We start from the raw sequence: 13,209 nt of genomic DNA on the forward strand, positions 1-13,209 counted from the left end.
TTGCAGCGTCGAGCAGCTACGCGGTTTGGTAAAACCGCGTAACCACTAGTTTGGTACCTTGACATTCATTTCTCATGCTCCTAGATTGGTTAGGCACAAAACAATTCCACTACCTAACTAAAGAAAGGAGCAAAACTAATTCATGTGCGATGAACCTCTTAACCTTTGTTCGCACGAGCCCGGCGGCGACCCGTCACAGCCGGCGGATGCACCCGAAGCGGTTAGCTCAGAAGACAAGCTTGCCAAACGCATCCTCAATGGCCTGGGCTTTTGCGGCCATTACATGCATTTTCATGGCGGAGGCGTGTCCGGCAAGGCGCCCATCATCTGCCTGCTGGCCAAGCAACCCGGCGGCGAGATGTCGCAGCAAGAACTCGGCATGCACTTTGACCTCAAGCCGGGGTCGCTTTCCGAGATCCTGTCCAAGCTCGAGCTCAACGGCCTCATCGAGCGCAGCCGTAACCCCAAGGATCGACGGCAGCTCACCATTCGCCTGACCGAAACCGGCCGGGAAAACGCCCGCATCGACCAGGCAGCCCGCATTCGCTTTAGAGAGCAGGCCTTTGGTGCCCTCACCCACGACGAGCGCGAGCAGCTCGCCGAAATGCTCGAGAAAATCCGTGTAACCTGGGAGGAACTGGATGATTAAAACCCTCATGGGCAGCATCCGCGACTATATAAAAGTCACCGTTGCCACGCCGTTGCTCGTGCTTGGCGAGGTGCTCTGCGAGATGCTGATTCCATTTATCACCGCCAACCTGATCGACGCCATCAAAGATGGCACCACCGTAGCCGAGATGCTTCCCACCGCGGGCTTTTTGGTGCTCATCGCGCTGACGTCGCTTGCTTTTGGCGCCGCTGCCGGCGTCACCTGCAGCCATGCGAGTTGCGGCTTCGCTAAGAACCTGCGTCACGACCTGTTCTACAAGATCCAGACGTTCAGCTTTGCCAACATCGATGAGTTCTCGAGCTCCTCGCTCGTCACGCGCCTGACCACCGATATCAACAACGTGCAGCAGGCCTTTATGATGATCATCCGTATCGCCGTGCGCGCGCCGCTGGTATTGATCTTCGCCTTTACCATGGCATTTATCATGGGCGGCAGCGTCGCCATGGTCTACCTGGTCATCATTCCGCTGCTGGGCTTTGGGCTGTTCTTTATCATCTTTAAGGTGCGTCCCATCTTCTCGCGCGTGTTCCACAAGTACGACGCCCTTAACGAGTCCGTCGAGGAAAACGTCACCGGCATGCGCGTGGTCAAGAGCTATGTGCGCGAAGACTTTGAGAAGGAGAAGTTCGCGACCGCCGCACGCGACGTCCAAATGGACTTCACCCGCGCCGAGAAGCTGCTGGCCTTTAACAACCCCATGATGAACATCTGCGTCAACGGCGCGTTCGTCGTCATCATCTACCTGGGCTCCAAGCTCATCATCACGAGCCAGGGCACGTTGTTCGACGTGGGCCAGCTCTCCTCGATCTTTACCTATGGCTTCCAAATCCTCATGAGCCTGATGCAGCTATCGATGATCTTTGTCATGGTGACCATGGCCGACGAATCGGCGCACCGCATCACCGAGGTGCTGGCCGCCGAGCCCACGATCGCCGATCCCGCCGAGCCCGTGCTCGAGGTCGCCGATGGCTCCATCGACTTTGACCACGTGAGCTTTAAGTATTCCGCGCATGCGAAGCGCCAGGCGCTCGACAATATCGACCTGCACATTAAGAGCGGCGAGACCATCGGCATCATCGGCGGCACCGGCTCGGCCAAGTCCACGCTCGTAAACCTCATCGCCCGCCTGTACGACGCCACCGAGGGTACCGTGCGCGTGGGCGGCGTGGATGTACGCGACTACGACTTGGACGCCCTGCGCCACCAGGTGGCCATGGTGCTGCAGAAAAACGTGCTGTTTAGCGGCACGATTGCCGAGAACCTGCGTTGGGGCGACCCGAACGCCACCGACGAAGAGGTCCGCGAGGCCGCGCATCTGGCCTGCGCCGACGAGTTTGTCGACGGCTTCCCCAAGGGCTATGACACCTGGATCGAACAGGGCGGCTCCAATGTTTCCGGCGGTCAGAAGCAGCGCCTGTGCATTGCGCGTGCCCTGCTGCGTCGCCCCAAGATCTTGATCCTGGACGACTCCACGAGCGCCGTCGACACCAAGACCGACGCCAAGATTCGCGCAGGGCTGGCAAGCTATCTGCCCAACACGACCAAGCTCATCATCGCCCAGCGCATTAGCTCCGTGCAGGATGCAGACCGCATCATCGTCATGGAGGGCGGCCGCATCGCGCAGATCGGCAACCACGATGAGCTGCTCAAGACGAGCGAGATCTACCGCGAGACCTTTACCTCGCAGAACAAGATGTCTGCCGAGGGCGAAGGGGCCGTCGAGGCCGACACCGAGGCATCTGCAGCACAAGCTCAGACCCAGGAAGGAGGCGAGGCACATGAGTAAGGCAACGACCGCCGAGCGCGCGCTCAACCGCAAGGGCGGCACCATGTCGCGCCTCATCAAGACGCTCTTTGGCTTCTACCCCGTGCTTTTGCCCCTCGTCGTCGTCGGCGTGGTGCTCTGCGCCATCATCAACTCCATCGGCGCGACCTTCCTTCAGAGCGCCCTGCAGATTATTAGCGAATCGTGGCAGTCGGGCGATTGGGAAGCTGCACAGCCCAAGATCGCACAGCTCGTGACCACCCTCGCCTGCATCTACGGCGTCGGCATCCTGTCCTCGCTGTTCTGGAACCGCGCCATGGCCATCGTCACGCAGGGCTCGCTCGAGAAGCTTCGCGAGAAGATGTTCAACCGCATGCAGGACCTGCCGATTCGCTACTTCGACACGCACCAGCGCGGCGACATCATGAGCCACTACACCAACGACATCGACACGCTGCGCCAGATGATCAGCCAGTCGCTGCCCAACCTGCTCATGACGACCATCGTCATCGTCACGGTGTTCTTTATCATGCTGTACTACAGCGTTTGGATGTGCCTGGTCATTGTGGCAGGCGTCGCCTTTATGACCTTTATGACCAAGCTGCTCGGCTCCAACTCCGCGCGCTTCTTTATTGCGCAGCAGACCGAGCTCGGCGTTGTCGAGGGCCATATCGAGGAAGTCATGAACGGTCAGAAGGTCGTCAAGGCATTCTGCCACGAGTCTGCCGCCGAGGCCGATTTTGACGAGCGCAACGAAAAGCTCTTCGAGGTCTCGCAGAAGGCCAACATGTACGCCAACATCCTCATGCCCATCCTTATGAACCTGGGAAACCTGCTCTACGTGCTGGTCGCACTGGCAGGCGGCATTTTCCTGGCGCTGGGCGTGCCCAACCTGAGCATCTCGGGCATGGCGCTGTCCATCGCCGTCGTGGTGCCGTTCCTCAACATGACCAAGCAGTTCTGCGGACAGATCGGCCAGATCTCGCAGCAGATCAACGCCGTGGTCATGGGCCTCGCCGGCGCCGACCGTATCTTTGAGCTCATCGACGAGGAGCCCGAAGCCGACGAAGGCTATGTGACGCTCGTCAACGCTCAGGTGAACCCCGACACCTGGCAGCTCGAGGAGGCCGACCACCACACCGGCATGTGGGCGTGGAAACATCCGCACCGCGCAACCGGCGAGATCGAGTACGTGCCGCTGCGCGGCGACCTGGTCATGGACAACGTCGACTTTGGCTACACGCCCGACCACGAGGTGCTGCACGGCGTGTCTGTGTTTGCCAAGCCGGGCCAGAAGGTCGCGTTTGTCGGCGCCACCGGTGCCGGCAAGACGACCATCACCAACCTCATTAACCGCTTCTATGACATCGCCGACGGCAAGATCCGCTACGACGGCATCAACGTCAACAAGATCCGCAAGGCAGATCTGCGCCGCTCGCTGGGCGTGGTGCTGCAGGACGTGAACCTGTTCACCGGCACCGTGATGGATAACATCCGCTACGGCAATCTGGATGCCACCGACGAGGAGTGCATCAAGGCGGCTAAGCTCGCGGGCGCGGACGACTTTATCACCCGCCTGCCCGACGGCTACGACACCATGCTCACCGGCAACGGCGCACAGCTGTCGCAGGGCCAGCGCCAGCTGATTTCGATCGCACGCGCCGCCGTCGCCGATCCGCCGGCGATGATTCTGGACGAGGCCACGAGCTCCATCGACACCCGCACCGAGGCTATCGTGCAGGCCGGCATGGACAAGCTCATGGAAGGCCGCACGACGTTTGTCATCGCGCACCGCCTGTCCACCGTGCGCAACTCCGACGCGATCATCTGTCTGGACCACGGCCGCATCATCGAGCGCGGCAACCACGACGAGCTGATTGCCAAGCGCGGGTATTACTACCAGCTCTATACCGGAGCGTTTGAGCTGGAGTAGTTCGGCTCGCCGAGATGGCCGATTTGCCGCTCATTCGTCGGGCATGACCCTAAGATCAATGCCCTCCTCTTTCGGGGCAAATCGACTCATCTCAACGACCCAAACACAATGCACCGCAACGAATAAAGCCTCCGCAGCCACACGAGCTGCGGAGGCTTTTTTCATGCCGGCCGGAAACCGTATCCCACTTTTCGGGCCCAGAATGGGATGCCGTTTCCCGCTGGGCCCCCTCCGGGAAACGACATCCCATTTCAAGGGCATAAACCGGGATGTGGTTTCCCCTAACGGCACCTTTGGGAAACCGCATCCCACTCTAGACGCACAAAACGGGATGAGCTTTCCCATGGTGATCCAAGACCAGAAGCATGTCCGATAGCGCGGCCAGGTCAAGAACAACAAGGCAAGCGTCACGCCAATTTGGACGAGCGTCTGCTGCAGTTTGAGGCTGCTGGCCCATATGGTAGAGTTAACCACCCATGAATTTCAGCACACTGCGTGCTACCTGTTCTTTTGTCATTTAGGGGAGTGAACTTGTGAATACTTCTGTCGCCAAGAAGGCCGGCCAGGCGGTGCGCCTGCTCATGATGGTGCTCACGGCAGTTCTCATCTTCTTCTTCATCAATGTTATGCTGCTCGTCTCCGATATCCAGGGCACGGCGCGTGTGGTCAACTACGCCGGTCTGGTGCGCGGTACCACGCAGCGAATCGTTAAGCTCGAGGACGCGGGCCAGCCTCAAGATGACCTGCTTAAAGCCGTGGATTCATACATCAACGGTTTGCGTTACGGAAGTGACGACCTCAACCTCGTCCGTCTCGACGACGATGAGTATCAGGCAAAAATGACCGAGTTTGCAAATTATTTTGATGAGCTTTGCACCGAGATCATCCGCGTGCGCGAAGTCGGCTATGAGAACACCGACATCATCTCCATGAGCGAGGAGTTCTTTGGCATTTGCGACGATGCTACGCGACTCGCAGAGGACTACTCTCAGGAGAAGGCGTCGGCACTCAACTATCTCGAGGGCCTGGTGATCATCGACATCATGGGCTTGGTGGCGACCTTTGCGGTCGAACTTGTTCGCGCGGTGCGAACTGCCGCGCTCAATCGCGAACTGCAGAGCAAAGTCTATCTCGACGAAGCCACGGGACTGCCCAACAAGAACAAGTGCGAGGAGGTCTTGGGGCAGGAGCAGCCTGTCTCCGCGGAGGCGCCCGTTGCGGTGTGCGTCTTCGACCTTAACAATCTGCATACGGTCAATAACAGCTTCGGCCACGAGAAGGGCGACGAATACATCCGTTCTTTTGCCCGGCAACTGGGAAGTGTGGCGTCCGAGACGTGCTTTGTGGGCCGCGACGGCGGCGATGAGTTTATCGCGGTGCTGTGGGATGCCGATCGGGCTGCCGTGGAGTCCTGTCTCGCTCGGGTTCGTGCGAACGTGAACGAGTATTCCGAGGCTCACCCCGACATGCCTATCAGCTATGCGGTGGGCTATGCGCTTTCCAGTGATTTTGATGAACCGCCTACGATGCGCGAGCTCTTTTCCCAGGCCGACAAGAACATGTACGTCGATAAGAACCGCGTAAAGACAGCCGAGGCAGCCGGGCCGCAACGCGAGGACCGCTAAACCCGTAGCAAAGGGTAGCTAATTTGGGACGGGACTCTTTTGGCTACTTGAGGAGTTGGGCCATGGCGTTGACGAATTTTTGTACTTGGAGGGTGGGCTCGAGCGGATAGTGCAAAAAGACCGGCACCTCTCGCCCGCACAGGAACGGCACGCCCACAAAGGCCGGGTGCACCCCCGACCATGCGCCGCAGGTGAGCACCGCGTCGCCCTTTTCCTCTGCCTCGTTAAAGAGCGCAAAGTCAAAGCTGTCCACGTCGATCACGTCTACGCCGCCGTCGGCCAACAGATCGATACGCAGACTGTCCATAGCGTCGTTGCCGTGACGGAGCACGCGCAGGCGCATACCCTCTAAGTCGGCAACTGTGATGCGCGTCTTGCGCGCCAGCGGGCTCGTGCGCGGCAGGTCGATATAAAACGGCACGTTAACGATGCGAAGCTTTTGGCAGGCGTCGCCCCAGCGTGGAGTAGAAAAACTCGACTGCACTACATCCACCTCGCGGCCCAAGCTGCGCATGACGGATTCGCGCTCGTCATAGAGGTCGCTTACCGGCACGATCTCAAATCGCAGCGATGGTTCCAGATCGTGGATGTCCGACCACATCGACAGCGTTTGGCGCCCCGGGCACATCATCGACACGCCCAGGCGCACGGCCCCGCCATCGCCTGCCGCGCGTCGGGCACGGCGCAGCGCGTCCTCGGACTGCCGCATGATCGAACGTGCATCGTCCACCAGCAGAGCACCTGCCGGCGTCACCTTAACACCAGAATGCGAGCGCTCGAACAACGTGATGCCGAACTCGGCCTCGAATCCCGACACCTGTTTGACGAGCGCCGGGGTCGACACGCGCAATTTTGCCGCCGCACGCGAGAAGCTTCCCAGCTCCGCGGCGGCCGATATGGCCTCAAGTCGTCGATCGTACACGTCAATCTCCTGTTTCCAGACGTATGGCAATGAACTGCCAAGGGGGTCGTTTTGGCAGGTCACACACTAAATTAGGGACACATCGTCTTGCGAGCTATAAACCTACGGTTAACGCCATTCTAACAAATATGCAATTCACCTGCGCAAATGCAAAGCATACGATAACCTGCGAAAACCACGTGGGTCGGTTAATGGGAGCGACTCACCGGGAGGCACAAGAAGGGAAGTTCCTATGAGCAATTGGCTTAAGCTCGAGGGCGATGTCTGCGCCGTGACCGGCGCACTCGGCGGTATGGGCGTCGAGATTTGCCGCGAGTTCGCCCGCAACGGCGCCAACGTCGTCCTGCTCGACCTGGACGAAGAGAAGGTCAAGGCCGCAGCCGCCGACCTCGCCGCCGAGTTTGGCATCCACGCCGAGGGCTACAAGATGAACGCCACCGACGAGGCCGAGGTTCAGGCCGCCGTCGACGCCACCATCGCCGACTTCGGCCGTGTCGACGTCCTCGTCAACACCGCCGGCATCCTGCGCTTCGCCGCCATGGAGGACCTGCCGCTGAGCGACTGGGAGCAGGTGCTCAACGTCAACCTCACTGGTTACTTCATCACCTCGCAGCGCTTTGGTCGCGAGATGATCAAGGCCGGCCAGGGTCGCCTGGTGCACATCTCGACCGTTGCCAGCCACTCCCCCGAGACGTTCTCGGGCGTGTACAGCTCCACCAAGGCCGGCGTCAACATGATGTCCAAGATGCTCGCCGCCGAGTGGGGCCCCTACGGCGTCCGCTCCAACTGCGTCGAGCCCTGCTTCGTTAAGACCCCGATGTCGGCCAACTTCTACGCCGATCCCGAGGTCGAAAAGAGCCGCAGCCGCCTGATCGCCACGCGCCGCATCGGCGAGGTCAGCGATATTGCCAACGCCGTCATGTTCCTGGCGTCCACGCGCTCGGACTTTACCACCGGCGACGCTATCAAGGTCGACGGCGGCTTCTCCAACATGATGGGCGACCTCACCGCCAAGCCCGGCGGCCGTCGCGCCTATGCCGACAACTACCTTAAGAACAAGGGTGTCGAGCTCTGGTCCGATGAGTCCGGCGTCGCCAAGCCGACTGACCAGTAAACCAACCTGACAGGGAGGTCCCGCGGACACGCCCGCTCCTCCCCCGTATCGATTAGAAAGAGTCCAATGGCTTCCACCAACTCCAACAAGGGTCGCGCCGTCGTGCTTTCCGCCGCGTGCGTCACCATGTTCTTTATCAGCTCCATCGCGCTGTATTCCGTCGTGAGCAAGAACCTGCTCGCCGTCTACCCCGAGTGGTCGAGCGCCCTTACCTGGGCTTTCCCGGTCTTTCAGACCATCATGGCCGTGACGGGCATCTTCGCCGGCCGCATCTCCGATAAGATCGGCCCGCGCAACGTCGTGATCGCCGCCGCTGTGTGCTACGGCCTGGGCTGGTTTATGTCCGGCACCGTCACCGAGCCGTGGCAGTTCTACCTGTGGTTCTCGCTCGTCGCCGCCATCGGCAACGGCCTGGGCTACAACCCGGCACTCACCACCGGTCAAAAGTGGTTCATCGACAAAAAGGGCCTTGCCTCCGGCATCACCCTGGCCGCTTCGACCGCCGGCCCCGCCGTGCTGTCCCCGGTGCTCGCCTCGTTGCTCATCCCAAGCCTGGGCATCTTTGGCGCCCTCAAGGCACTCGGCGTCATCTTCTTTGTGACGATCGCCGCCTCCGCCCTGTTCCTGAAGGCCCCCGAGGCCGGCTGGCTGCCCGAGGGCTTCGAGGCCCCCAAGGGCGGCGCGCATGCCGGCACCTTCGGCGACCTCACCCCGGGCGAGATGGTCAAGACCCCGCGCTTCTGGGTTCTCATCGTCACCTTCGCCTTTGCCGCCACCGCGGGCACCCTGCTCGTGGGCAAGGTTGCCTCCATCGCCGCCGTCCAGCTCTTCGCCGACCCCACGAGCGCCGCGGCCGTCGCCCTCGGCGGTGTGGTGGTCTCCGTCAACACCTGCGCCAACCTGGTCGGCCGTCTGTCCTTTGGCCAGATCATCGACAAGCTCGGCGCCTATAAGTCGCTGCTCATCAGCCTTGTCGTCACCATCGTCGCGCTCGTCATCATGTCGATGAGCTTTACGCAGGCCATGTTCTTTGTGGCGCTCGCCCTGCTTGGCTTTAGCTTTGGCGCCCTGCTCGTCATCTACCCGCCGCTCACCGGCGGCGCCTTCGGTACCAGCAACATCGGCGTCAACTACGGCATCATGTTTTTGGGTTATGCCGCTTCCACCTGGATCAGCCAGCCCATCACTGCCGTGCTGTATCACGCCGAGGCCGGCAGCGCCGCCTACCAGCAGTCCTTCTACGGCGCCATTGTGATCGCCGCCATCGCCGTCGTGCTCACCGTCTACATGATGGTCTCCGACAGCAAGAAGAAGTCTGCCTAGTTTTACCGATGCGACAAAGGGACAGCCCCTTTGTCGCATCCCACCGGTCACCAGTATTAAGGAGTCGAAATGTCTGAGCTCAACCCCGTCCGCATTGCCGTTATCGGCGCCGGCGCCATGGGCCGCAACCACATCCGCTTTGTCACCGAGGAGCCCGAGGCCGAGCTCGTCGCCATCGCCGACGCCTTTGAGGGCGCCCGCGCCACGGCCGAGGCCGCCGGCGTGCCGTTTTACACCGATCCCGCCCAGATGATGGACGAGATCAAGCCCGAGGCCGTCATTATCGCTACCCCCAACGACCTGCACCTGGGCGTTGCTCGCGAGGCTGTAAAGCGCAACATCGTGCCGCTGGTCGAAAAGCCGATCTCCAACGACCTTGAGGATGCTCAGGCCTTCGCCGCCGAGGCCGAGACCGCCGGCGTGCCCGTGCTCGTGGGTCAGCACCGTCGCCACAACCCCTTCGTCAACAAGGCCAAGGAGATCATCGAGTCCGGCGAACTGGGCAAGCTCACCGTGTCGAGCTTCCACTACATGATCTATAAGAACGACGAGTATTTCGATGTCGAGTGGCGCCGCAAGAAGGGCGCCGGCCCGATCCTGGTCAACCTGGTGCACGACGTCGACCTGCTCCGCTACCTGCTGGGCGAGCCCGTTGCCGTCCAGGGTATGCAGTCCAGCGCCGCCCGCGGTTTTGAGACCGAGGACTCCGCCGTGGTCAACGTCCGTTTTGCCGACGGCGCGCTCGCGAGCATGACCATCTCCGACGCCACCGCCAGCCCCTGGAACTGGGAGGCAACCGCTCGCGAGGATCCGCAGTACCGCCCCTTCGACGCCGACGCCTACTTTATCGGCGGAACCCTGGGCGCCCTGTCGCTGCCCCGCCTGCACCAGTTCTCCTACGACGGCGCCTCTAACTGGCACAAGCCGCTGCAGATGGAGATTCCGGCCGTCGACCCGGCACTGCCGCACAAGATGCAGCTCAAGCACTTTGTGAAGGTTGTCCGCCGCGAGGTCGAGCCCGTCGTGACCCCCGCCGATAACGTTAAGACGCTCACGCTGCTTAACGCTATCAAGGAGGCCGCCGAGACCGGCCAGCTCGTCGAGCTGTAATGCCTTAAGAGCGACCGCGGCAGAAACCCCATGCCGAGTCCCTTCGGTCCGCCACCAACAAGCCCCTCTTCTTTGCCCTGCGAGCAGCCTCCTGCCCGCAGGGCATTTTGCTACCTTGCCGACGATTTTTCTGGGGCAGGGGCTATTTTGCACCTCGACTTGGTTCGTTCGCCACGAAATGCGCCTATCTACTACGTTTAACCGACTACCCTCAACCATGCCGAATTTTGCGAAATAAAAGCCGCAGGTAGACGGCTTGCCGATTTCCGGTAAAACCAGGCACGGTCGACCCATGCGGTTCAAACGTAGTAGATGGGTCGTTTTCGTGGCGCGGCTCCAAAACAGCCTTTTGGGACGGGTGGTATCCTTGGTAGCCCTGTGCTGCAAACGCACCTTAAACGCAAGGAGTCCCATGGATCTTATCGCCCAGCTCGCCCGCGAGCTCAACCTTAAGGCCGCCAACATCGAGGCAGCCGTCAAGCTCATCGACGAGGGCAACACCATCCCCTTTATCTCGCGCTACCGCAAAGAAGCCACGGGCGGCATGGACGACGTCGCCCTGCGCGCACTCGACGAGCGCCTGTCTTACCTGCGCAATCTTGAGCAGCGCAAAGAGGACGTCATTCTGCTCATCGACGCCCAGGGCAAACTCACGCCCGAACTCGAGCAGCAGATTCGCGAGGCCACGCAGCTCCAGCGTGTCGAGGACCTCTACAAGCCCTACCGCAAAAAGCGCATGACCCGCGCGCAGAAGGCCCGCGAGGCCGGCCTGAAGCCGCTTGCCAACATGATCATCATGCAGGCCTCGGCCAAGGGCAGCGCACTCGACGCTGCCGCGGCATACGTCAACGAGGAGGCCGGCTTCGACACGCCCGAAAAGGCGCTCGCCGGCGCGGCGGACATCGTGGCCGAGACGGTGGCCGAGGACCCCGAGAACGTCGCCGACCTGCGCGCCTTTACGCAAAACACCGCCGATATCGTCGTCGAGGCGACCGACCCCGCCGAGAAGACTCCCTACGAGCCGTACTACAGCTATGATGAGCCGCTGCGCCGCATCCCCAACCACCGTGTGCTGGCTATCGACCGCGGTGAGCGCGAGGGCAAGCTCCGCGTGCGCGTGAACGTCGACGGCGCCGCCGCCACGGCACGCCTCGGCAGCCGTTGGCCCCGACGCCAGGGCGTCTTCGCGCCCGTCTTTGACGCCGCCATCGCCGACGGTTACAAGCGCCTCATGGCCCCCTCGCTGGAGCGCGAGGCCCGCGCCAAGCTCACCGTTCGCGCCCAGACCGAGGCCATCAACGTCTTTGCCAAGAATCTCGAGGGCCTGCTCTCGGCGCGCCCCGTGCGCGGCGCCCGCGTGCTCGCGCTCGATCCAGGCTACCGCACCGGCTGCAAGGTCGCCGTCATGGACGAGACCGGCAAGCTGCTCGACCACGGCGTGGTCTACCCCACCAAGCCGCGCCATGACGTCGCCGGCACCAAGCGCGAGCTCGCTCGCCTCGTCAAGAAGGACGGCGTCAACACCATCGTCATCGGCAACGGCACCGCCAGCCGCGAGACCGAGGAAGTCGTCTCGGAGTTCATCGCCGAGCAGGCGCCCAGCCTTCGCTACACCATCGTTAACGAAGCCGGCGCGTCGGTGTACTCCGCCTCCGAGCTCGCCAGCCAGGAATATCCCGACCTGGACGTCACCGTGCGTGGCGCCATGAGCCTGGGCCGTCGCCTGCAAGACCCGCTGGCAGAGCTCGTCAAGATTCCGCCCCAGTCCATCGGCGTTGGCCAGTACCAACACGACCTTGATCAGGCCGAGCTCTCGCGCACTCTGGGCCACGTGGTGGAAGACGTCGTCAACCGCGTGGGCGTCGACGTGAACACCGCGAGCGCAAGCCTGCTGGGATATGTATCGGGCATCACGCCGAGCGTGGCCAAAAACATCGTGGCCTACCGCGAGGAAAACGGCGCCTTTACCGATCGCCGCCAGCTCAAGAAGGTCCCCAAGCTGGGCCCCAAGGCATATCTCAACGCCGCGGGCTTCCTGCGCATTAGCGGCGGCAAGAACCCGCTCGACGCGACAAGCGTCCACCCCGAGAGCTACGAAGTGGCCACATCCGTCTTGGAACGCGCCGGCGTTAAAGCCAGCGAGCTCAGCCGCGGCGGCGTACCCGACATCGAGCGCCGTCTGGGCAGTATCTCGACGCTGGCAAGCGACCTAGACTGCGGCACCCTCACGCTCATCGACATCGTCAACGAGCTCAAGAAGCCCGGTCGCGACCCGCGCGACGACGCACCCGAGGTGGTCTTTAGCCGCTCGGCGCTTTCCATCGACGACCTGGAGCCCGGCATGGAACTCAAGGGCACGGTGCGCAACGTTGTGGACTTTGGCGCCTTCGTCGACGTGGGAGTGCACCAGGACGGCCTCGTACATATCTCCAAGCTGGCCAACCGCTTTGTCAAGCACCCCAGCGACGTGGTGCGCGTCGGCGACACGGTCAAGGTGTGGGTCGAAAAGGTCGATCGCGACCGCAAGAAGATCTCCCTCACCATGGTGCAGGGAAAGTAAACTGTTTAAAGCAAGGGTCCCCCCTCTCGCGACGTGCAAAATCGCGAGTATTCTGCAAATTCCGCCGTTCCGAACGCCCCACAGAGACGAAAAAGCAAAAAAACAGCCCCGTTTTAGCGTCGTCAGAGCCAAAACGGGGGCCGTTCCATGCTTCGGTTAACTGATAAAGACCTTTACCTTGCTGAAT

The 13,209-nt window shown here is 61.5% G+C and carries 9 protein-coding genes; 8 read left to right on the plus strand and 1 reads right to left on the minus strand.

Annotated elements, in window-relative coordinates:
- Positions 1–142: 142 nt before the first annotated feature.
- The 4 genes from DWY51_RS07495 to DWY51_RS07515 all read left to right on the plus strand — a co-directional run bounded on the left by DWY51_RS07495 (position 143) and on the right by DWY51_RS07515 (position 5,993).
- The gene (locus DWY51_RS07495; protein ID WP_117770394.1) at positions 143–649 is read left to right on the plus strand and encodes a MarR family winged helix-turn-helix transcriptional regulator; all 507 of its coding nucleotides are present in this window, start codon (positions 143–145) and stop codon (positions 647–649) included.
- Positions 642–2,456 (plus strand): ABC transporter ATP-binding protein, encoded by a 1,815-nt coding sequence (locus tag DWY51_RS07500; protein ID WP_117770395.1) that lies wholly within the window; start codon positions 642–644, stop codon positions 2,454–2,456. Before DWY51_RS07495 ends, DWY51_RS07500 begins: the two co-directional genes overlap by 8 nt.
- The gene (locus DWY51_RS07505; RefSeq protein ID WP_117770396.1) at positions 2,449–4,368 is read left to right on the plus strand and encodes an ABC transporter ATP-binding protein; all 1,920 of its coding nucleotides are present in this window, start codon (positions 2,449–2,451) and stop codon (positions 4,366–4,368) included. The genes DWY51_RS07500 and DWY51_RS07505 overlap by 8 nt, the downstream gene beginning before the upstream one ends.
- Before the next feature lie 533 nt (positions 4,369–4,901).
- A complete protein-coding gene (locus tag DWY51_RS07515) occupies positions 4,902–5,993 on the plus strand; it encodes a GGDEF domain-containing protein (RefSeq protein ID WP_199411394.1) in 1,092 nt (363 codons plus the stop codon).
- 43 nt (positions 5,994–6,036) lie between these two features.
- Here DWY51_RS07515 and DWY51_RS07520 read toward each other — a convergent pair whose 3' ends face one another.
- Positions 6,037–6,915 carry a LysR family transcriptional regulator gene (locus DWY51_RS07520; RefSeq protein WP_117770398.1) on the minus strand — a complete coding sequence of 293 codons (879 nt, stop codon included), beginning with the start codon at positions 6,913–6,915 and terminating at the stop codon, positions 6,037–6,039.
- 232 nt (positions 6,916–7,147) lie between these two features.
- Between DWY51_RS07520 and DWY51_RS07525 the strand changes: the two genes are divergently transcribed.
- The 4 genes from DWY51_RS07525 to DWY51_RS07540 all read left to right on the plus strand — a co-directional run bounded on the left by DWY51_RS07525 (position 7,148) and on the right by DWY51_RS07540 (position 13,022).
- Positions 7,148–8,029, plus strand: a complete 882-nt coding sequence (locus tag DWY51_RS07525; protein ID WP_117770399.1) for an SDR family NAD(P)-dependent oxidoreductase — start codon at positions 7,148–7,150, stop codon at positions 8,027–8,029.
- 66 nt (positions 8,030–8,095) lie between these two features.
- Positions 8,096–9,352 (plus strand): MFS transporter, encoded by a 1,257-nt coding sequence (locus DWY51_RS07530; protein ID WP_117770400.1) that lies wholly within the window; start codon positions 8,096–8,098, stop codon positions 9,350–9,352.
- Between the two features lie 69 nt (positions 9,353–9,421).
- The gene (locus tag DWY51_RS07535; RefSeq protein WP_117770401.1) at positions 9,422–10,462 is read left to right on the plus strand and encodes a Gfo/Idh/MocA family protein; all 1,041 of its coding nucleotides are present in this window, start codon (positions 9,422–9,424) and stop codon (positions 10,460–10,462) included.
- A gap of 412 nt (positions 10,463–10,874) precedes the next feature.
- On the plus strand, positions 10,875–13,022 hold the full coding sequence (locus DWY51_RS07540) for a Tex family protein (RefSeq protein ID WP_117770402.1): 2,148 nt from the start codon (positions 10,875–10,877) through the stop codon (positions 13,020–13,022).
- The last annotated feature ends 187 nt before the right edge of the window (positions 13,023–13,209 follow it).

The organism is Collinsella sp. AF25-2LB, from assembly GCF_003458415.1.
Taxonomy (GTDB): domain Bacteria; phylum Actinomycetota; class Coriobacteriia; order Coriobacteriales; family Coriobacteriaceae; genus Collinsella.

Coding starts and splice junctions, on each gene's coding strand:
- DWY51_RS07495 (WP_117770394.1), top strand. CDS start 143: ATGTGCGATGAACCTCTTAACCTTTGTTCGCACGAGCCCGGCGGCGAC.
- DWY51_RS07500 (WP_117770395.1), top strand. CDS start 642: ATGATTAAAACCCTCATGGGCAGCATCCGCGACTATATAAAAGTCACC.
- DWY51_RS07505 (WP_117770396.1), top strand. CDS start 2,449: ATGAGTAAGGCAACGACCGCCGAGCGCGCGCTCAACCGCAAGGGCGGC.
- DWY51_RS07525 (WP_117770399.1), top strand. CDS start 7,148: ATGAGCAATTGGCTTAAGCTCGAGGGCGATGTCTGCGCCGTGACCGGC.
- DWY51_RS07530 (WP_117770400.1), top strand. CDS start 8,096: ATGGCTTCCACCAACTCCAACAAGGGTCGCGCCGTCGTGCTTTCCGCC.
- DWY51_RS07535 (WP_117770401.1), top strand. CDS start 9,422: ATGTCTGAGCTCAACCCCGTCCGCATTGCCGTTATCGGCGCCGGCGCC.
- DWY51_RS07540 (WP_117770402.1), top strand. CDS start 10,875: ATGGATCTTATCGCCCAGCTCGCCCGCGAGCTCAACCTTAAGGCCGCC.